This is a genomic window from Maritalea porphyrae (assembly GCF_027213965.1).
Lineage (GTDB): Bacteria > Pseudomonadota > Alphaproteobacteria > Rhizobiales > Devosiaceae > Maritalea > Maritalea porphyrae_A.
In genome coordinates, this window is record NZ_JAPWGX010000002.1 from 358,764 (window position 1) to 378,959 (window position 20,196).

Below are 20,196 nucleotides of genomic sequence, written 5' to 3' on the forward strand. Positions count from 1 at the left end.
CGATTTTGTGGTCTATTGGAAATCTGAATCTAACAATTTTGAGATTTTTGCATTTTCAGTCCACAAAATAGCACAGTTGATGGGGCGATTTGGAAACTGATTGCGCAGGGCTGCCCGATAGCGGGTGAGCTGTGTGTGATAGTTTTTCGGGATATCGCTGGCATCATCGGGCGGATTTGCATCCGATTTAAAGTCGACAATCAACACTTCCTCATCTTGCACCAAAAGTCGATCGATCCGGCCCGTGATCCGGGATGGTTTGCCCTCAAACTCGATATCGGCTGCAACAGCAACTTCGCCACGTGAATTGGGACCAAACAGGTCAGCAAACTCTTGTTTGTTCAAGATGGCATTTGCTTCACCAACCATGTCGCCATGCAATTTGGGATGATTGGGCATAAGAGACAGCAGTGCTTGCGCCGCCATTTTGTCGCGTTCGCTAGCGTCAAAGCGCGGCATGAATTGCAATAGTGCATGCAAAGCTGTGCCTCGCAATCGCGCGGTTTCTCGATCAAGCCCAACGCCTCGACCAGCGCTTTGTGTTTCATCGTGCTTAGAGGGTTCAACAATGCGGCGTGTTAGTGGAACAGGTGCTGGGGCGTCGATCCAATCTGGTAACGGTGAGGGTGGAACTGCATCGCCCTCTGCACGCGCTAAAAAGCGGTGTTCAGCATCCGCTGGATATCGCCAAGCTATGGTTTGCTGATGCTCATCTTTGATCTCAGCACAATGGGCAGACAGGCCATCATAGACCATTTGGTACCAGCTGTTTTCTTGTCCGCGTTTAGCAACGCCAGTGACGTAAAGCTCGTCCTCGGCCCGGGTGAGCGCCACATAGAGTTTGCGGCGATATTCGGCTTGGTCTTTTTCTTTTTCGCGCTCAATTAGCTCCTGCACGTTTGCCGCTTGGCTTTTTGACGAGCCTTGCGCCCAAAGCAAAAATGCGTTTTGCGGCGCGTCATGGTCCGCTTCAAGCAAAATGGATTTGGCGTTCTGTTTGCCCGCCGGCGAAGAAGTCGCATCAATGCAAAAGACAATCGGGGCCTCTAAGCCTTTTGCGCCATGCACCGTCATCACCCGGATGGAACCGCCCGCTTCGCTTAACTCGCGTTTAATCTGGCTTTCGCTCTGGCGCATGGCGGTCACGAACCCCAGCATTGAGGGTTGATCGGTTTGTTCGTGCGCCAATGCCATATTGAGGAATTCATTGATCACATCATCAATTTCGGGGCCCAAACGGGCATGCATTTTTTTAAGCCCCTGCTCTTTGAATAGGATGTGGGCGAAAAACTCGTAAGGGCGATCAAGATCGATACGATTGCGCCACTGTCGGATCACTTCCACGGCCTCATTCGCATCAGCTTGCGTTTTTGCGTCGGCCTGCAATTGCACCCATAGGGGCCAAACAGGGTTTTGTTCCTGCATCCGGCATTTGCCGCCACGCATGCCCCGCGCAAGGGCAAATAATTGATCTTCATTCCATCCAAAAAGCGGCGAGCGCAGCAAAGTGGCTAAACCCAAATCATCTGCCGGGTTCATCATAACATCGGCCAACACCAGCAGGTCTTCCACCGCGATGTGGGTTGAAACGGTCAATTTGTCTTCGCCCAGGTTGGGCAGACCTTTTTGCTTCAGTGCGCGGATCATGGCCTTAAACATGGCACCGCGCGACTGCACCAAAATCAAAATGTCGCCCGGGGTCACCGCCACATCACGATTACCCAATTGACGGCCTGTGGTGACCCACTGATCAATTGTTGAAGCGATTTTGTCGGCCAAAATGTCTTCTGGCCGGGCACGCGGATCACTTGCGGCGGTTTTATAAATTTGGTCGTTTGCGGGCTCTTCTGGCTTTTCAACCGGGTGCCAAAGTTCAACCAGACCGCCGCCCATTGTGCGTGCTGCTTCGTGCACCGTTTTCTCATCATCGCCCGTTAGGCCCTCATGGGCGAACGGTCGCTCAAAAACATGGTCTACAGCGGCAAGGATGGTTTCAACAGTGCGGAAGCTGGTTTTGAGCGTAAGGCTCTCCCAGGTGCGTTGCGCGGTCATGGCTTGCAAGCCAAGTTTGCGGCCTGTTTCGCCAAATAGGCGCGGCTCTGCCCCTTGGAAGCTAAAAATCGATTGTTTTTCATCCCCTACAGCAAAGACCGAGCGAGGACGTTCAATGGCACTGTCCCCATCAAAGAAGTCTGCCAATAAGGCTTCCACAATCCGCCATTGTTCGGGGTTGGTGTCTTGGCTTTCGTCGACCAAAATGTGGGTGATGCCCGCATCCAATTTATAAGCGATCCAATGTTTAAACTCAGATTGCTCCAAAAGTTGGCGCAGATGGATTATCAGATCATCAAAATCAAGCAGTGAGCGCGCACGTTTTTGCGCATCATATTGGTGAAAGATCGCTTCGATCGTGGCCAATAGAGCAAGCGACTGGTCCAATGTTTTGGCGGCCAAATAGGTCTGGCATAAAGCTTCTAGCCGCTCGGTTTCATTTTCGAGCTGTTCGGCAAGCAATGGATTGTTTTTTGCAACGCCCGAATGCGCTTCATGGCCTTTGCCCGGGCGGGTGCCATCTGGTTTTAGGAAAGTAGCAAAAACCAGTTCTGGTGTGACCGGTTGCCCAACTGCTTTTGTCAATTTTTTATTGAAGTTCTTCGCCACACCAAGATGCGTAAGCTCGGCTGAAACAGCGCCATATTCGCTTGGCTTCAAAATAGCTTCTGCCAACACCTGCGCCGCGACACTGGCCAACGTCTGGTCTTGCGTAAGCCCCAGTAGAGTTTGCAGGTTGGCTTGACAGCGCGCTTTATTGGCAAGCACCAAACGCAATTTTGCACCAAACGACAATGCGCCAGAAATGGCATCTTCAAGTCCAGTATCGGATGCAATATTGAACAGTTTGATGACGGCTTTTCCCAACTCTTCGTCGTCAAATCGTTGTGCCAGCACTTTTTCGCGAGCAGCGCGGAGCAATTCAAATTGTTCGGCGTCGTCGATGACTTGAAAATCAAATGGCACCCCAGCTTCCAGTGGAAAGCGGTGAAGTACGCTTTCGGAAAATGCGTGAATGGTGTTGATCTTAAGCCCACCCGGGGTTTCGAGTGCTTGGGCAAAAAGTTGTCGGGCGCGGTTGAGGCGCGTTTCATCGGGCCGCTTGTGTTCAAGCTCGATGATCGCTTCACTTAGTGCTTCATCATCCATTACCGCCCATTGACCCAGCTCTTTGGTCACCCGGGCGCGCATTTCAGCGGCGGCGGCCTTTGTGTAAGTCAAACACAGCACTTGTTCGGGCGGCACGCCATCAATCAACAAACGCAATACGCGGCGGCTCAATACATAGGTTTTGCCGGACCCTGCGTTGGCTTTCACCCAAACGTTTGCGCTTGGATCAGCGGCTTTTGCTTGATTGGATTTTGTTTCGTCAGAGATTGAAAGTGGGCCCCTCATTCATCATCTCCTTGATCGATCATCCATTCTTTTTGCCGCGCAAACTGATCATAGTCCCCAGCGAACTGCTGGTTTTCTTTGGGCATTAATTTGGCCACCATCGCCGTTTCATCGCGCATCAGCATGATGTCCGCATAAGCAGAGAAATGTCGCCAATAGTCATCAATCAACCCATCTAAGCTTTGTTTTCCGGTGGCGAAATTGGTCACTTCAAATGGATTTGGGCCGTGGGATAGTTTTATATAGGTCAGCGCATCCGCATCGGCTTTTGGCACGTCTTTGAACCCCGCATGGCACAAGATCATGGCCTCCATGGGCAATTGCGGGCTCATGTAGTTTTGCATGTCCTTGGCGGCAGGGACGGAGCCGGTCTTAAAATCGATCAGCTCCGCAGCCCCATCATGTTGAAGGTCAATGCGATCGGCATAGCCGTAAATCTCAAACTGTTGATCGCCCACCGGAAGCTGGCTCACCCCAAGTTTTTCCGCATGGCGCTGTTTGATTTCAGGGTCACGCGCCACCTCATAGGTGATCACTTTGTCGGCAATGGCTGAGAAGCGCTTAAGCCAAATGTCGCGGCGGTCCGCAACATCATCAAGCCGAGCATAGATACGATTAGCGATCTGCATCAGCTTGTCATGGGCATCTGGGGCGGTGAAATCAAACCCCTGCTCTACAAAATCGCTGAGCACATCATGGATCAAATTGCCCCGTTCTGCGCTGTCTGGAGCAGCACCGAGTGGACGCCATTTCTTAAGGCCCAAAACATGCTTTGCATAGATCGCATAGGGGTCTCGGATGAGGGTTTCAATTTCGGTGATCGACAAACGCCGCGGGCGGATGTTGGCCGGTGGCGTAGGTGCAGGTCTGGCGCTAAGCTTTGGGGTTTCAACCGCATCTAGTTTTGCCAACATGTCTTTGAGATAGGCGGTTTTTTCGTAAAGCTGTTCGGAGCGTTTCTCACCCAAAAAGGCCTGCAGCCTTTGGATGAACCGCGAAGGGTCAGACGGCGAGGTTCCGCGCCGCTTGGCGTAGGTGATCAGCAGGTTTTCGCCCCCCATGCCCATCAAGAAATCATGGGCGGCGAGGCCAACTTTGCGTTCTGGTGGGTCAAGCGATAATGCCAGCTTCATGCCGCGCGATAACCAGGGTCCAGGCTCTGCGATTTCTGGCCACACACCTTCGTTTAACCCGGCGAGTATCATCATGTCTGCACTGAGCAAACGGGCTTCGATGCGGCCCCAAATCTGGACGTCTTGGCGGGTTGTTTCGGGCGGGCGCACACTGATGCTTTGCATCAACAAATTGATCGACGCGATAATATCGAGCGGGCGCGAGGTGGGTGAAAAATGGGTGCAACGTGCCAGATCGTCGGCCCATTGCAATAGTTCTGTGCCCCCCTGAAACATTCCGCTTTGTGCCGCGTCTGTGCCGCAAATGTTTTGCACAAGTGCCGGGACCGCGCGGGCCAAACTGGCCAAGTTCCACGCCACTGTGCCATCCTTTTGCGCTGGCGCAATTGCGGCCTGAAGATCGTCGAGCAGTTGTGTCAGATGAACGGCTTCTTGTGGCTTTAGTCGTTTGGTGACGCGCTTGGTTTTTTTGGACACATTGTCCGCGATCAATTGTTTGATGCCCTCAAGACCATTGATGCCGCGCGCGCCGCGTAGAACGCTGAGATCGAGAAGTTCGCGCAGTTTGGAGATTTCAGCCCGGTCGCGGCCCAAGCGCACATTGCGGTTCGCTAATAGGGCCACCAAATCCACGGGATTAAAATCAGAATGCAGCGCGGCCAACAGTTGACGCAGCCAACGCCCGGCTGGGGACTGGCCAAGGGGCATGCCAGCGCTGTCGTCGATCACAATGTCAAAGCGTTCAAGTTCAACTTTGATGCGGCGTGCCAAATCGCGGTCTGGAGAAATAATGCCCACCTGTTGACCTTTTTCCACCGCTTCACGGGCGGCAAGCGCGATGGCGCGGGCTTCTTGGTCTAGGTTTTCAACCGCCAACACCCCCACCTGTTCAAGCGCTTTGCAAAAGGCTGTTGGGTCAATGTTTTGACGATCGCTATGCCAATTTGACGTTTGTTCGGGCCGGGCCAAGGTTGCATTGAGAATAGTGGGGCGGGCGTTGATCTTGTGGCCAAGTTCTTGCACCGCTGCGGGGCCTTCGCCAATTTCGCGCAATAGTTTGGCCATACCAAATTGGGGATGTGCGTGGCATTGGTTGTTGTCTTCGATGAGATGGGCGTGCTCGTCTGGTGACATTGTGGTGTCAAAACCGGGCAGTACAATTGCCGCGTTCTCCAATTTAGCGATGCTTGAGAGAAAACGCCGGGTGGCGGGCACAGACCCGGTAGAACCAGCAGCGATCACCGGGCGCGCTCCATAGCGCAGCGCCAGCGACTCCGCGGCAAACTTGAACCGTTGGCGGCGCAACAGGGCAGCATCGATTTGGCCGATTTCTTTGAGGTGCGCGGGCCAAGCTTCAAAAGCAATGTTGAGGAACTGTAGTGTTTCTTGCCAGTTTTGCGCCAGCTCTTCGGGCACCAAATCTTTGATGCGTTCAAAGCCAATTTCTTCGGTCAAAAAGTCGTCGATCAATCCGCCAAGACTTTGCGCCATGGCCAGAATTTCGGTGGTGGATGGGGGAGAAGAGAAACCGGGCTGGCCATTTTGAACCGCGATTTGCGCCCATTTTTGGATCAATTGGCTCAAAACTGTGGTGCGATAAAGCTTTGAGGTGACGTTAAAGCTTTCAACGTCCGGGTCGGTGAAGAATGCGTTCTCCGCATCATCCCCCTCACCCAGCGTAAAAATGTTTGGCAGCAATTGGCTGCCGTCGTTCAGTTTGAGCAATTGATCAATCAGCGCTAGCCGCGCCCGTTTGGTGGGCACATAGATGGTGATATCGGACAGCCAAAATGGTCCCGTGCGCGGCCAATTGGGCAGCAAAGTGCCATCCATCAAGCCTTGAGCGAGCGTGCGCAAAAAAGGCGCATCGGGCGCGATGGTGAAAAGCTTTTGATGCTGCATGATACAAAGACCTAGCGGACAAACGGATTACGTGAACGGAATAATATCTGAACTGGATTCGAGCAAAGCGGCAAGTTTATTTAGGTCTTTTGTTTGGCCGGTTACAGTGAGATCACGCCCTTGAGCTTCGCCTACTATGTTTTTGATGGTCAATGAAAAGCGAGCTTTCTCACTAAATTCGGGCAAGCGATCCGGCCATTCAATCAACATGAGATTGTCGCCGTCAAAAAGCCCAAGTTCTTCGGCTTCACTTTCATCCGATAAGCGATAAAGGTCTGCATGTAGGCAGCTGATGTTGGCGAATTGATAAGGCTGGACGAGGGCAAACGTCGGACTTGGCACTTCCAAATCCTCATCTTGTGCGAGTTTACGGATTAAGCTGCGCGCAAAGAAAGATTTGCCAGCACCAAGGTCGCCCGAAAGCAGAATAATGTCGCCAGCTTCAACAAGTTGCGCGAAGGCATTGGCAAGTTGTTTGGTGCCTTGTTCACTGATGATTTTGAGCCGGGTTTGGTCCGCCATGTTTGGGTCCAAACTACTCCGCCGCACCTTGGCTGACCTGTTCAGCAGGCAGATTGACAATTACGCGTGTGCCCTTTGGTTCACGCTGTTCAATGCTGACCGTACCCCCATGCATATGCGCAAAGGTTTTTACGATTGATAGGCCCAAGCCCGCGCCGCGTTGACGCCCCGCCACTGCGCGTCCTTCAAACCGGTCAAAAATCGAAGAGATCATATCTTCGGGTATGCCTTCGCCTTCATCTTCAACAACAAACAAAATGCGCCCGGCGCGCTCTGTAACGTCGAGAGAGACTTTGGAACCCGGTTCTGAATAACGCACGGCGTTGGAAAGAAGATTATAAAGAACTTGCACAATGCGGGCGCCATCCGCAACGAATGTGGGTAGGTTTTTGGAAACACTAATGCTCAAGTTTACCGGCACGTCATCTTGGGCCACTTGCAAGGTCGCCACCACGCCCGCAGCTGCTTTTTCCACGAGCTCTGCCACATCAAGCACTTCAGTATTTAATTCGGCAATTCCGGCGTCGATGGTGGTTAGGTCCAAAATATTGTCGATCAACAGACCAAGTGTGGCACTTGATGCCCGGATGTAGTCGGCATAGCTTTTTTGCTTTTCATTGAGTTGACCCGCTTCTCCTGCGGTGAGCAGATCGGCAAATCCAATGATATTAGTGAGCGGCGAGCGGAACTCATAAGAAACATTTTGCACAAAGGCATCTTTGAGCTTATCGGCGGTTTCAAGCGCTTCATTGCGCTCTTTGAGCACACGCTCGTAAGCCGCGCTTTCTGTAACATCCACAAAGGTCACAAGCGTTTGACCATCGGGCAAGCGCACCACCGCATAATCGATTAGTCGGCCATCTGCCCGTGATATGCGGCCGGTTTTGTTTGACCGTTCGGGGCTAATGTCAATGATGAACGATTTCAGGTCTGCCCAAATCTCGCGCCCGTCTTTAGGCAATGATCTGTCGCACATTTCAACAATATCTGAAATGTGGGTTTGCTTGTTCAACAGATTAAGTGGGACTTTCCAAATGCCAGACAATTGAGTGTTGTGCAGCTTCAAGCGCCCGTCTGTTCCAAACACGGCCACGGCTTCGCGCAAGGAGTTCAAGGTTTCTTCTTGCACGTGAATGAGCGCGTTATACCTGCTTTCAAGAGCCAGCTTTTCGGTGACATTGTGATAAACATAAATCACACCGCGCGCGTTTGGCGCTGGCGAAGCAATTACGTTCAGCACTTGACCAGAAGGCAAATGCCACATGTCTTCGCGGGTTTTCTTTAATCCATAGCTAGAAAGATGGGTTGAGCGCCATTTTTTATAGTCTGGCTCAAGCGGCAAATGGCCCTGCGTCCGCAATCGATCCAAAATTGCTTTTTCATTTGGGTGGGTATCTAGCCAATTGGTATCAAGTTCCCAAAAGTCCGCAAAACTCTTGTTGTAATGGGTCAGTTGCGCGCTGCCATCAAATACGGCAACAGGGGTACGCAATTCGTTGATTGCGGCGGTGAGAAAACTTGCGCGAGGATCGTTTTTCTCTTCATTTGAGGCCAGCCCCTGCACCGCGTACCCTGCAGTACCATTGATCAATTTGAATTTGGTCACATCAAGCGTGCCAAATTTTTGATGTTGCTCGGTTACAGAATGTGAGCCCTCGACCTGGCCGACTTCTCGCAAGCGCAATAGGGCTGCACTGTCAAAAAGCTCCGGGATTGTTCCCGTCCGGTTTTCTTGGGGGATACCCAAGAGTTCAAAATAGGCTTGATTGACTTTGACCAATTTGCCACGCACATCGCGGACCCAAGCTGGGTGGTTCAGCTTATCAAACAGCCTTGCACAGGTTTCAATGTCCAGTTGGCTCTTGCTGGCGCTTGGCAGAACATAGGGGGTTTCTTCTTCAGCAATCCGGCGGGCGATGCGCAAGACCGGGCTTCCTGCCACCAATTTGCCGCATACACGAAATCGCTGATCGGCACTGCCATTGGCACCAAATTCAAATTCCGTTCCCTGCGCCAGTAGGTCGGCAAGTTTAAATTTGACCTCAATAGCGCTTTGCGCGGTGAGCCAGCTTTCAAAGTCAAGCACCATTTGATCGCTGATATGAGTTTCGATTACCTGACGCACAGGCCCGACAATCGAAGGGGTTGCTGCTGGGTCGCGCCAGATAACGGTTATTTCTGACATGCCGTTGAGAATGTTTTCTTTCTCATCCAGCGCAGCGCTTAGCTCCATCACTTGTATATTGGCAGAACGCGCTGCACGCTGGCTCGCTTGGCGTTGCATGATGGCCAAAAAAGTGGTGGCGGCGCCAAACAACACAGCCCCAACCGCAATTGCATAAGGCGTTGTGGCCAACAGCTGTGAATTTGTGAGTTGGTCTGCCTGGGCAAATACCGGGCTCGTCAGCATGAGCGCGATGGGCGCGCTCGTGAATCTTGCGACTCCTCTACTGATCGGGAAAGTTCCCGGCACCATATTTTTGCCCCTCTAAACAATAAATTAACGAATTCGCCGCCAAACCGAATCACCTAACCATACCCCTACGGCGAATCCGCCAACAAGAGTCAAAATGCAGCCATGAACAAAAAAGGGTGGCACGAGGCCACCCTGATCTTGAAATGTTCTGCGAATGAATCGCAGTCGCAAATTTAAAGGCAAAACCTAGTAGCGATATTGTTCTGGTTTGAACGGGCCGTCTTTTGGCACGCCAATATAGTCGGCTTGTTCTTGGCTGAGTTTTGTCAGCTTTGCGCCCAATTTTTCCAAGTGCAATTCTGCAACTTTTTCGTCCAGATGTTTCGGCAACACATGAACCGCGTTCTCATATTGCTCGGCCTTGGTCCACAATTCAATTTGCGCCAATGTTTGGTTGGCAAAAGAGGCGCTCATCACAAAGCTTGGGTGACCGGTTGCGTTGCCCAAGTTCACCAAGCGTCCTTCAGACAATAGGATGATCCGGCTGTCGTCGCTTAGGTGCACAATGTCCACTTGCGGTTTCACATTGGTCCATTTGAAGTTCTGCAATTCTGCCACTTCAATCTCATTATCGAAGTGACCAATATTGCAAACGATGGCCATGTCTTTGAGCTTGCGCATTGCGTCAAGAGTCACGATACCTTTGTTGCCCGTACAAGACACAACGATATCAGCGCGATGGGCTGCGTCGTCTAGCGTGACAACTTCAAAGCCGTCCATTGCCGCTTGCAATGCACAGATGGGATCAACCTCGGTCACCAATACGCGCGCACCAGCGCCCGCCAAAGACTGGGCAGAACCTTTACCCACATCGCCATAACCACAAACAATGGCGACTTTACCCGCCATCATTACGTCAGTACCGCGACGGATGGCATCGACCAAGCTTTCGCGGCAGCCATATTTATTGTCGAACTTTGATTTGGTGACGCTGTCGTTCACATTGATCGCTGGGAATGGCAATTCACCGCGCTCGGCCAATTGATACAAACGCATCACACCGGTTGTTGTTTCTTCTGAAACACCGCGCAGATTTTCACGCACTTTGGCGTAGAAACCGGGGTTCGCCGCAATACGTTTCTTGGCTTGCGCGGCGAAATATTCTTCTTCTTCGCTTTTTGGGTGATCAAGCACTGTTGGGTCAATTTCGGCTTTTGCACCGGTGAGCACCAACATGGTCGCATCGCCACCATCATCAAGGATCATATTGGCGGTTTCGCCATTGCCCCAATCAAGAATGCGGTCTGCAAAGTCCCAATATTCTTCAAGCGTTTCGCCTTTATGGGCGAACACTGGAATGCCTGCAGCAGCAATTGCGGCGGCGGCGTGGTCTTGAGTTGAAAAGATGTTGCATGACGCCCAGCGCACATCGGCACCCAAAGCCACCAATGTTTCAATCAAAACAGCTGTTTGAATGGTCATATGCAAAGAACCCGCGATGCGCGCGCCTTTTAAGGGCTGTGCTGCGGCGAACTCGCGGCGAATGGCCATAAGGCCGGGCATTTCAATTTCGGCCATTTCAATTTCAGTCCGACCCCATTGAGCCAGTGAAAGATCTTTTACCGCATATTCTTGTGTTAAGGCGCTCATGCTGCGTCTCCTATTGAACCCGTTTGGCGCTATTCATACGCGCTCATCCTTTACCATTCAATAAAGATATAAAGAATTACTTATATCCCGAACAGAGCGTTAACGCGAAATCCGAACACGGCGACGAAATGGCCAAGCAAATATGCCCCACACGAGCCTGAAGAGACCCAACCCAATCAGCAAGCCAATGCCCGCAAACGTGAGGCCCGATGCCGTTACAGGAACAGCGGGCTTATAGGCGTTCAATGTGTCAGAGAGCAATTTGGGATCGAGATGAGAGGTGAAAGCGGTGAGCTCTTGTACCGGCCCCGCATTAATCAGAGCTTGCTGATGGGCTTTCAGGTTTTCAAATCTGGCAATCGATTGGCCAATCGATGTGCCGCGCTCAACCAAAAACTGATCGTTGGACGCACTATAGCGGGCCAGCGCTTGTTCTCGACTGAGTCCTTGATTTGCTGCATCAATATCAAAATTTTCAATCACGACGCCAAGTTCGGCCACTGCGCCGCCAAGTCGCTGATGATATTGTTGCGCGTATTCGGGGTATTGGGAGGCAGTTATGCCGCCCGCCAAGGCCCCCACTAGCAAAAATGGTGTTCGCATTTTCGCCTCCCACCTTTGCGGCTGTAACGACAAAACCCACTGCGAGATTTGATCGTTTGGCCCAACCTAAGCCTGTTTTTCTTTGACACCGTCGGTGTCTTCGTCAAAACCCGATTCAATCAAAGCCGCGATCGCCTCTAGCGCCTCGCGTGCCTGTACGCCTTTGGCGCGGACCAAAACGGTTGAGCCTGGCCCTGCGCCCAACATCATCAACCCCATGATCGAGGATGCGCCTACCGTCACCCCATCGCGTGTCACTGAAATTTCAGCGTTGAAGCATTCGGCCGTGCGCGCAAATCGAGCAGAGGCCCGCGCATGCAGACCTCGCTGGTTTACAATTGTTAGGCGCTGTCCTAGTTCTTTTTCAGGATGACAGGAGTGCGGCATGGTAAGGTCCTAAACGCCGCCCAACACATCATTGGCCACATTTATGTATTTGCGGCCAGCATCTTGAGCTTCGTGCACTGCGTCGCGCATTTTCATGTCGGGGCGCACGCGGGCCAGTTTAACCAGCATGGGCAAGTTTACCCCTGCAATAACGTCCACTTCACGATTTTCCATTACTGAAATGGCAAGATTTGACGGTGTACCGCCAAACATGTCGGTGAGAATAACCACACCTTCGCCACTGTCCACACTGTGTACCGCGTCCAAAATATCTTGCCGGCGCATTTCCATGTCATCATCGGGCCCAATGCTTACAGCCTCGCATTGTTCTTGGGGCCCAACCACATGCTCAAGCGCGGAACGAAACTCATCCGCAAGTTTGCCATGTGTCACCAAAACCATGCCAATCATATATGACGCTCCTCAATAGGCGAGTTTTTCGCCTTTATTGTTCTTTGCTATTTTTTACGGCGATCGAAGCCACATGCAAGTCTAAAGTGAAAGACCTGCATTAGTGCGGGCCCAACTCCAACTAACTTGCGTCCGCTTTCATCACACGTTTGATCGCCTCTGTGACCAGCAACCTTTGGTGAACACTGTCAATGAGGGAGCGAACAGGCACGGGACACCGTGCAACCTTCACGCCTAAGAGTTCTGTTTCAAACTCTTCATTTTCAGGCATACGGTCCAATTCACCCACAAGATCTATCACCAGGTGAATTTTGGTTTGATCTGTTGTTGGCCGCTCAATGACCCCACACCCACGCAATTCAATTTGGCCTGCAATTTGGGGAGGCGAGCTGCACATGACATCATCACCATCCACATGCAGCAGCACGCGATCATCGGAAATCAAAAATGCTTCTTTGTTAAAGTTCTCCGCGCGATCCAACAGATCAAGCGCCAACAAAGATTTTCCCGCCCCGGACTGACCACGTAACAATATACCGTATCCATCATATGTGATGCCGGTTCCGAAGACGTTTTCTGGTTCTTTTGACATAATTGGCCTCTAAGTCGTTGTTGGGAGACGAACGATAAATTCCGCCCCTGATCGATCGGTTCTGTTTTGAGCCTGTATTGTACCGCGGTGAGCCTCAACAATTTGTTGCGAAATTGACAGGCCCAATCCAGAATGATTGCCAAAGCCATCACTGGTGGGGCGATCAGTGTAAAACCGCTTGAAGATTTGCTCTGCCTCGCCGCGAATGCCGCGCCCTTGGTCTTTCACAATAATGTTCACCACTTTGCCCGCGCGCTCTAGCGCAATTTCAACAATAGCGCCTTCGGGGGAAAAGGAAACAGCATTGTCGATGAGATTTGTGACGACCTGCGCCAAACGCCCCTCGTGTCCTGGAACAATTTGCTGATTTTCTTTTAGGTGGTCTGTGAGTTCAATTGTCACCGAGCGCTTGGCTGCGGTTTCAGATTGAATTTCAGCGATTGTTGCCACCAAACCAGAAATATTGACTTTGCCAATTTCTTCTCGCGCCAACTCAGCATCCAAACGCGAGGCTTTGGAAATATCCGTTATCAACCGATCAAGGCGCCGAACGTCATGCTGAATGATTGAAGTGAGCCTTAAACGGTCTTCATCATTTTTGACGACGGGCAAGGTTTCCACCGCGCTGCGTAAGGACGTTAGCGGGTTCTTGAGTTCGTGCGCCACGTCCGCGGCAAAACTTTCAATGGCTTCAATCCGATTGTAAAGCGCGTTGGTCATATCACGCAAAGAGCCAGACAAATGCCCAATCTCGTCTGGCCGGTCTGTATAGTCCGGAATTTCCTCACGCGCGGTCATTGAAGAGCGCACCCGCTGCGCGGCGGCGGACAGGCGGCGCATGGGACCAGCGATTGTGCCCGCCAACAATAATGACATGATGGTGGTCACCGAGGCAGCGATCAAAAAGATCTTAAATACATTCCAACGCTCTTTTTCCACCACATGGTCAATGTCGCCGGGTGCTGTTGAAAGCAAGAGCACCCCCACATTGGTTTTTAATCGCCGCACGGGCACAGCAACTGATACCAACAACCTATCGTTCACATCAACGCGCACAATGGATGCGGTAGCGCCTGACAAGGCGGTTCTCACTTCGGGGTATTTTGCCCCGTCTGCGCCCGAGTATTCTTGGTAGCGTGGGAACTCACCGGCCCTTAGCCTGCGGAAAAACCTGTTCCACCAGTCAACAAAAAACAATGATTCTGTGTCAGTTGCTGGCGAAATTTGCCGCAAAACTTCCCCGCGAGCGTAGATATTATCACTATCAAGGATCAACAATCCTGATCGATCATAAATGCGCGCGCGCGTTCCAGTTGGCGTGATGAGATTGCGCAACAAGGGGGCGACGCGCTCAGGGTTGATGGGGAACTCTAGCGACTGGTCAAAGAAGCTAAGTGTCGAATTGGGGTCTTCGCCTTGCAACTGTAAGAACTTATCGGGATCAACAGTGATCACATCCGAATCTACTGTTGCGGAGGCAGCGATGGCGCCGGCGATAATTTCGCCTTGTACACGCAGACTGACCACGCGCGCATCGATAAGCCCAGCGCGCCATTGGTTCAAATATAAAATGGCGATAACGAGCGCGGCGAGGGCGGCAAGGTTAAGCACCACAATGCGTCGCGTCAGGGAAGAGAATACTGTGTACCCAAACACACGTTGAATTGAACGCACAAAAGCTGAGATTTTGGAACGGGGTCGCCCAGACACACGTTCACCGTTGGCCGCGCCTTGCGGCTTTTGGTGCTTGTTGGTTTTGGAATGCGAAGATGCACTCTCTGGGGTCAAAACGCTTATTGCTCCTTAAAGCGATAACCAACACCATACAATGTTTCGATCATGTCAAATTCCTTGTCAACAACACGGAACTTTTTGCGCAATCGCTTGATATGGCTATCGATCGTGCGATCATCGACGTACACCTGATCATCATATGCCGCATCCATTAAGCTGTCGCGGCTCTTAACGACGCCAGGACGTTGCGCAAGGGCGAAGAGGATCAAAAACTCGGTCACTGTCAATGTGACGTTTTTTGCGTCCCAGGTGCTGGTGTGTCGCTCTTGGTCCATTGTCAAACGCCCACGCTCAAGCACGGACTTGGATGGTGTGCCATCCGTTGATTGTGCGCTACCTTCGGGCCGCGCTTGGGCGCGCCGCAAAATGGCTTTGACCCGCTCAACAAGCAGTCGCTGAGAGAAGGGCTTGGTGATAAAATCGTCTGCGCCCATTTTTAAGCCAAAAAGCTCGTCAATTTCATCATCTTTTGAGGTGAGGAAAATGACCGGGATATCGGATTTTTGACGCAGTCGACGCAACAGCTCCATACCATCCATGCGCGGCATCTTAATATCCAAGATGGCCAAGTCTGGCATATCAGAAGTTAGCCCTTCAAGACCTGAGGCCCCGTCGGTGTAGGTGCTGACGTGATAGCCTTCTGCCTGCAAGGTCATTGAAACCGAGGCGAGAATATTCTGGTCATCATCTACAAGCGCGATCTTTGGCATATTTATTCCTTTCGGCCTCACCTTATATGATTGGTACAGGGTGAAAATCAATATTGCCCGTCTCATTGCTCAAAGAATTGCGCACAAATTGTGTCCGCCAAGGAAACTAGTTGAGAAAACCAAACATTGCTTAGTGGGTTTGTGCACAAGCTCTATAAATCGATCAGGAAGGAAAAATGCTAAAATTTACCATATATTTTAGCTATTTAACCGGATTAGACAAAGGTCGTACGACCTATCGCCAGATGGAAAAACCGCATCCAAGAGCTTAGGTTCTTTTGACCGAAAGAGGGAAATTACTCCTTCTGGCGGCATTTTTCACTAAAGACAGCAGGATCAGCCCGATGAGCACCATCACACGGCGGGAAATTAATCAGACCATACAAGCGAACGCAAAGTCGCTTTCTTACAATGATAAGGCACCTGTTTTGGCGTCTCATGCAATTAAGCGCGAAGAAGTTATCTTTAGCGCTGACGGCGCATTGGTTGCTGACACAGGTCAGCATACTGGTCGTTCTGCCCAAGACAAATTTATTGTTGATGATGCGCTAACCCATGACACCGTTTGGTGGGACAATGCAAAAGCGACCTCAACTGAAAAGTTTGACCTGCTGCTTTCAGACCTGCTTGCTGCAACAAAAGACAAAGATTTGTTTGTGCAGCAGTTGTATGCTGGGGCTGACGTGTCACAACAATTGAATGTTGAAGTGTTCACCGAGAACGCTTGGCATGCATTGTTCATTCGCAACTTGTTGATCCGCCCTGCGCTTAATGCCTTGGGCAATTTCGACGCAAGTGTGACCATTGTTCATTTGCCAAGTTTTAAAGCGGATCCTGAACGGCATGGCACACGCTCAGAGACAGCAATTCTGTTGGATTTCAGCCGCAATATGGTGCTCATTTGCGGTACAGCTTATGCTGGCGAAATCAAAAAATCTGTTTTCTCATTGTTCAACTTTCATGCGCCGCAAAATGGCGTTCTGCCGATGCACTGCTCTGCAAACATTGGTAAAGATGGCGATACGGCTTTGTTCTTTGGGCTTTCAGGCACTGGTAAAACAACTTTGTCCACTGACCCAGAACGCACATTGATTGGCGATGATGAGCACGGCTGGCACAAAGATGGCGTTTTCAACCTTGAAGGCGGTTGCTATGCAAAAACCATCAAATTGTCTCGCGAAGCTGAGCCAGAGATTTTTGGCGCGACAGAACGTTTCGGCACTGTGCTTGAAAATGTTGTTCTGGACGAAGAAACGCTTAAGCCCGATTTCAACGATGGTTCTAAGACCGAGAACACCCGCGCTGCATATCCATTGACCGCTTTGGACAATGTGAGCCGCACAGGCATGGGCCCAACACCCAAATCAGTGATCTTGTTGACCGCAGATGCATTTGGCGTTTTGCCACCAATTGCGCGTTTGACCCCAGATCAGGCCATCTACCACTTCTTGTCTGGCTATACTGCAAAAGTGGCTGGCACAGAGCGCGGTGTAACAGAACCTCAGGCAACATTTTCAGCCTGCTTTGGCGCGCCGTTCATGTCATTACACCCAAGCGTTTACGGCAAAATGCTGAAAAAGCAATTGGGTGAAAGCCTTGCAGAATGCTGGTTGCTGAACACAGGTTGGACCGGTGGTCCTTATGGAGTTGGCGAGCGTATTTCAATTAAAGATACACGCACATTGTTGACCAGCGCCCTATCGGGTGAATTGGTGAACACACCGATGCGCACCGATGAGATCTTTGGTTTTGAAGTCCCAACCGTTGTGGAAGGTATTGATCCAAGCTTGCTTGAACCACGCACCACTTGGGAAGACGGCAAGGCATACGATGCACAGGCAGAAAAGCTGGTCAAATTGTTCGAAGAGAACTTCGTTAAATTTGGCTCAAGCGCAGAAGAACTGGCCAATGCTGGCCCAAGTCTGAGCAGCGCAGCTTAAGCTCGCCTCAATGTTTTAAACGATCCAGAGCCTGGGGGTACGCCCCCGGGTTCGTTGCTGTTTGGCTAGACACTGCCCGTTCAAACTGATAATTTTCAGCGATAAAACTCACCGCAGCGCACAAGATTGCGGAACAAAGACATATTTTATTGGGTGGTTTATGAGTATTTTGCAGCGTGCAGATTGGGCGTTCGGTGCCTTTTGGGCCGTGATCACCGGAACAATGTTCGGGGTGGCAAGTGTATTTGTCTTGGAAAAGAAAATCGACCTTGAGTTCATCCTTCAAAATATCGCGCTTTGGACATTTGCGGGCATTGTGATGGCAATCGTGATTGGTCTAAAGCGCCGCTAGACACTCCCATTGAAACGCTCCAAATTTTGTTGAAAATTGTGGCTTGACCCTGACGCTACGTCACGGACTATTTCTCTTTTCAGCGGAAGGAAAAGGGTTATGCAAAGCTACAGGGTCAAACAGGTTGCACAGATGGCGGGCGTTTCGGTACGCACGTTGCACCATTATGACAAAATTGGCTTGCTTGAACCCGCCTATATTGGCGCGAACAACTACCGGTATTACACGCGAGATGAATTGGTGAAGCTTCAACAAATCCTGTTCTTTAAGGACATGGGACTAAGTTTGCACCAAATCGCCAAGGCGCTGAAAAATACCAATGCAGATCGTGCGCGATTGCTGATTGAACACAAGAAACAATTACAATTGCAGGCGCGTCGCCAAAACCAACTCATAAGAACGATTGACCGCACAATCGATGAGCTATTGGGAAATGAAAAAATGAAAGTGGACGATCTATACAAAGGCTTTTCAACAAAAAAGCAACGCGAACATGAGCAATGGTTGGTTGATCACCATGGACCGCACATGACGCCAGATATCGATTTGGCGCGCAATAAACTGGAAAAAGACGCGGATGGCAAAAAGGACCAACTGATCGCCCAGCGCATGGGAGAACTTAAAGAGATTGAAGGAGAAATTATCCTTGCGTTTCAAAGTGGGATCACAAGCGAAGATGAGGCATTGAATGTGGCCATGAAGCGGCACCACCAGTGGGTGGGGCAATGGTGGGGCAAAAAACCTGACCAATCTGCCTACATTGGACTTGCACAATTGTACCAAAGCCATCCAGATTTTGTTGCGCGCTATGAGGCGTTGGCGACAGGGTTTACCCCTTATTTATCTCAGGCGATGGTGGCATTTGCCAAACGCTGTTTGGACTAAGGCTCACGTTAGCGGCTTGGTTCGATAATGATAATCATAAAGCTCGACAGTAAAGCCGAGCTTTTCATATAAGGCGCGCGCTGCGGTGTTTTCGGCAACAACTTGCAGCGCCGCTTTGGTTGCGCCCAAGCTCCGACATTTTGCAAGCAAACTCGACAAAAGCATTGCCGCACGACCTTGGCGTCTAAATTTGGGTGCTGTTTCCACGGACTCGATGATGGCCACATCTTCAACAACCACAGCATAGGCAATGGCCGCTATTTCCTGGTCTTCTTCAATGTGAGCGAATAAAATTGGGAAACCAATATTGAGCAGTGCCTGGCGAAACTTGATGCGATGATCAGGTTGAAAATGCGCCCGGTCTGATGCAAATTGCAGCCATCTATCGTCGGCATGCGTGGTCAGTTGTACATCTTGTTGCCATTCAAAGCCGAACATATTTGGGGCCAATAGGGTTTTTGTGCGGGCTTCTGGCGGCGCGAAATTTTGGCCATCCAAGAAACGCTCTAGTTCGGGCACCATATCAGGCACTCGAAAAATCGTGCTTTGGTTCTGCTGCTTATAAAATTCATCGGCGGTATTGAGCAAATGTTGGTCAATAAGCCCATATGCGGCCGTGGGGTTTACCGAATTGATGCGACGCGAGGGTGTGCCATCGGTCTGCCGCAACTCAAATCCTTGGCACTGCACTGTCTGGCCTGCCGGCCACGCAGCAGCACACGCTTCTTCCACCTGCCAACAGAGTTCAAGGTTTTGAAGTGAAGACATCAATGCGCCCTTTCAACAGATCATGTTGAAAAGTTAGCAGCCGATTAGAGCGGTGTATAGAAGATATGCGCGCCAATTTGTTTTACTGGCTGGTAGGCTGACGCCCATTTGGGCTGCACACGTTTGGCGTGATAGAAAAGCGCGGTTTCAGGCAGAATTTTTGAAGGTTTGCGCTGCTGGTATTGCTTATAGGCATAATTGGCGATCAGACCTGCCTTGACCCAACTCACCCGGACAATGCGGTTGCCGTTGCCGCCACTATCGGACTTGCCGTCACAAGCAAATGAGAACTGACATCGGTTGGCCTTATGGGCATTTTGGTAGACAACGCCACACACCGTATTTGGATATTTGCGGCTTTTCACTCGATTAAGGATGACTTGCGCAACCGCCCATTGACCGGCTTCTGGTTCGCCACGCGCTTCGTGGTAGACCGCTTTGGTAAGGCAGTCTTTTTCGGCTTGCACGTTTTTGAGTTTATCAGCGGTCGGGGTGAATTTGGTTTTTGCATAGGCCGCAAGCAATTGCGGTGTGAGGTGGGTTGTTTGCTGCTGCGCAGCAGCAGGCAGTGCAGCAAGGAGCACAAGTGCACAAGCCAACCCGAATTGCTTTAAAAAACGTACCACAAGCAAAAGTCCCAAATTCCCCAACCCGACCGGCTGGATGCACCATAGGTTTAGTTTT

At 51.0% G+C, this 20,196-nt stretch carries 16 protein-coding genes; 3 read left to right on the top strand and 13 right to left on the bottom strand.

All coding sequences use genetic code 11. From position 1 onward, the window contains the following. Positions 1-12 precede the first annotated feature (12 nt). From addA to O4H47_RS06585, 11 genes are all read right to left on the bottom strand, one after another. A complete protein-coding gene (addA, locus tag O4H47_RS06535) occupies positions 13-3,447 on the bottom strand; it encodes a double-strand break repair helicase AddA (RefSeq protein ID WP_269393152.1) in 3,435 nt (1,144 codons plus the stop codon). After that, positions 3,444-6,482 carry a double-strand break repair protein AddB gene (gene addB / locus O4H47_RS06540; RefSeq protein ID WP_269393153.1) on the bottom strand — a complete coding sequence of 1,013 codons (3,039 nt, stop codon included), beginning with the start codon at positions 6,480-6,482 and terminating at the stop codon, positions 3,444-3,446. Before addB ends, addA begins: the two co-directional genes overlap by 4 nt. A gap of 27 nt (positions 6,483-6,509) precedes the next feature. Further along, positions 6,510-7,004 (bottom strand): tRNA (adenosine(37)-N6)-threonylcarbamoyltransferase complex ATPase subunit type 1 TsaE, encoded by a 495-nt coding sequence (tsaE, locus tag O4H47_RS06545; protein ID WP_269393154.1) that lies wholly within the window; start codon positions 7,002-7,004, stop codon positions 6,510-6,512. Positions 7,005-7,017: 13 nt separating this feature from the next. Continuing rightward, complete coding sequence (locus O4H47_RS06550) at positions 7,018-9,414, bottom strand: ATP-binding protein (RefSeq protein WP_269393155.1); 2,397 nt, start codon at positions 9,412-9,414, stop codon at positions 7,018-7,020. Between the two features lie 252 nt (positions 9,415-9,666). Further along, positions 9,667-11,070 (bottom strand): adenosylhomocysteinase, encoded by a 1,404-nt coding sequence (gene ahcY, locus O4H47_RS06555; protein WP_269393156.1) that lies wholly within the window; start codon positions 11,068-11,070, stop codon positions 9,667-9,669. A gap of 99 nt (positions 11,071-11,169) precedes the next feature. Beyond that, positions 11,170-11,673 (bottom strand): DUF2937 family protein, encoded by a 504-nt coding sequence (locus O4H47_RS06560; RefSeq protein WP_269393157.1) that lies wholly within the window; start codon positions 11,671-11,673, stop codon positions 11,170-11,172. A gap of 66 nt (positions 11,674-11,739) precedes the next feature. Then, positions 11,740-12,060, bottom strand: a complete 321-nt coding sequence (locus O4H47_RS06565) for an HPr family phosphocarrier protein (protein ID WP_269393158.1) — start codon at positions 12,058-12,060, stop codon at positions 11,740-11,742. Between the two features lie 9 nt (positions 12,061-12,069). Beyond that, entirely contained in the window at positions 12,070-12,471 is a 402-nt protein-coding gene (locus tag O4H47_RS06570) for a PTS sugar transporter subunit IIA (protein ID WP_269393159.1), read from the bottom strand. Positions 12,472-12,592: 121 nt separating this feature from the next. Beyond that, on the bottom strand, positions 12,593-13,063 hold the full coding sequence (locus O4H47_RS06575; protein WP_269393160.1) for an HPr kinase/phosphorylase: 471 nt from the start codon (positions 13,061-13,063) through the stop codon (positions 12,593-12,595). A 9-nt stretch (positions 13,064-13,072) separates the two neighbouring features. Beyond that, complete coding sequence (locus tag O4H47_RS06580; RefSeq protein ID WP_269393161.1) at positions 13,073-14,851, bottom strand: stimulus-sensing domain-containing protein; 1,779 nt, start codon at positions 14,849-14,851, stop codon at positions 13,073-13,075. Between the two features lie 5 nt (positions 14,852-14,856). Further along, entirely contained in the window at positions 14,857-15,567 is a 711-nt protein-coding gene (locus tag O4H47_RS06585; protein WP_269393162.1) for a response regulator transcription factor, read from the bottom strand. 344 nt (positions 15,568-15,911) lie between these two features. On the opposite strand from O4H47_RS06585, the gene O4H47_RS06590 reads away from it, so the two are divergent. From O4H47_RS06590 to O4H47_RS06600, 3 genes are all read left to right on the top strand, one after another. Further along, positions 15,912-17,507 carry a phosphoenolpyruvate carboxykinase gene (locus O4H47_RS06590; RefSeq protein WP_269393163.1) on the top strand — a complete coding sequence of 532 codons (1,596 nt, stop codon included), beginning with the start codon at positions 15,912-15,914 and terminating at the stop codon, positions 17,505-17,507. 160 nt (positions 17,508-17,667) lie between these two features. Further along, a complete protein-coding gene (locus O4H47_RS06595) occupies positions 17,668-17,859 on the top strand; it encodes a hypothetical protein (RefSeq protein WP_269393164.1) in 192 nt (63 codons plus the stop codon). 99 nt (positions 17,860-17,958) lie between these two features. After that, entirely contained in the window at positions 17,959-18,744 is a 786-nt protein-coding gene (locus O4H47_RS06600) for a MerR family transcriptional regulator (RefSeq protein WP_269393165.1), read from the top strand. 3 nt (positions 18,745-18,747) lie between these two features. Here the strand turns inward: O4H47_RS06600 and O4H47_RS06605 are convergent, their stop codons facing one another. Both O4H47_RS06605 and O4H47_RS06610 read right to left on the bottom strand, forming a co-directional pair. Continuing rightward, a complete protein-coding gene (locus tag O4H47_RS06605; RefSeq protein ID WP_269393166.1) occupies positions 18,748-19,512 on the bottom strand; it encodes a GNAT family N-acetyltransferase in 765 nt (254 codons plus the stop codon). 44 nt (positions 19,513-19,556) lie between these two features. Then, complete coding sequence (locus tag O4H47_RS06610) at positions 19,557-20,138, bottom strand: cell wall hydrolase (protein WP_269393167.1); 582 nt, start codon at positions 20,136-20,138, stop codon at positions 19,557-19,559. Positions 20,139-20,196 lie beyond the last annotated feature (58 nt).

Bases quoted from the DNA above. Each gene is read 5' to 3' on its own strand.
- O4H47_RS06560 (WP_269393157.1), bottom strand. From the start codon at position 11,673: ATGCGAACACCATTTTTGCTAGTGGGGGCCTTGGCGGGCGGCATAACT.
- O4H47_RS06595 (WP_269393164.1), top strand. From the start codon at position 17,668: ATGAGTATTTTGCAGCGTGCAGATTGGGCGTTCGGTGCCTTTTGGGCC.
- O4H47_RS06590 (WP_269393163.1), top strand. From the start codon at position 15,912: ATGAGCACCATCACACGGCGGGAAATTAATCAGACCATACAAGCGAAC.
- addB (WP_269393153.1), bottom strand. From the start codon at position 6,482: ATGCAGCATCAAAAGCTTTTCACCATCGCGCCCGATGCGCCTTTTTTG.
- addA (WP_269393152.1), bottom strand. From the start codon at position 3,447: ATGAGGGGCCCACTTTCAATCTCTGACGAAACAAAATCCAATCAAGCA.
- O4H47_RS06565 (WP_269393158.1), bottom strand. From the start codon at position 12,060: ATGCCGCACTCCTGTCATCCTGAAAAAGAACTAGGACAGCGCCTAACA.
- O4H47_RS06605 (WP_269393166.1), bottom strand. From the start codon at position 19,512: ATGTCTTCACTTCAAAACCTTGAACTCTGTTGGCAGGTGGAAGAAGCG.
- O4H47_RS06550 (WP_269393155.1), bottom strand. From the start codon at position 9,414: ATGCTGACGAGCCCGGTATTTGCCCAGGCAGACCAACTCACAAATTCA.
- O4H47_RS06585 (WP_269393162.1), bottom strand. From the start codon at position 15,567: ATGCCAAAGATCGCGCTTGTAGATGATGACCAGAATATTCTCGCCTCG.
- tsaE (WP_269393154.1), bottom strand. From the start codon at position 7,004: ATGGCGGACCAAACCCGGCTCAAAATCATCAGTGAACAAGGCACCAAA.
- O4H47_RS06600 (WP_269393165.1), top strand. From the start codon at position 17,959: ATGCAAAGCTACAGGGTCAAACAGGTTGCACAGATGGCGGGCGTTTCG.
- O4H47_RS06575 (WP_269393160.1), bottom strand. From the start codon at position 13,063: ATGTCAAAAGAACCAGAAAACGTCTTCGGAACCGGCATCACATATGAT.
- ahcY (WP_269393156.1), bottom strand. From the start codon at position 11,070: ATGAGCGCCTTAACACAAGAATATGCGGTAAAAGATCTTTCACTGGCT.
- O4H47_RS06570 (WP_269393159.1), bottom strand. From the start codon at position 12,471: ATGATTGGCATGGTTTTGGTGACACATGGCAAACTTGCGGATGAGTTT.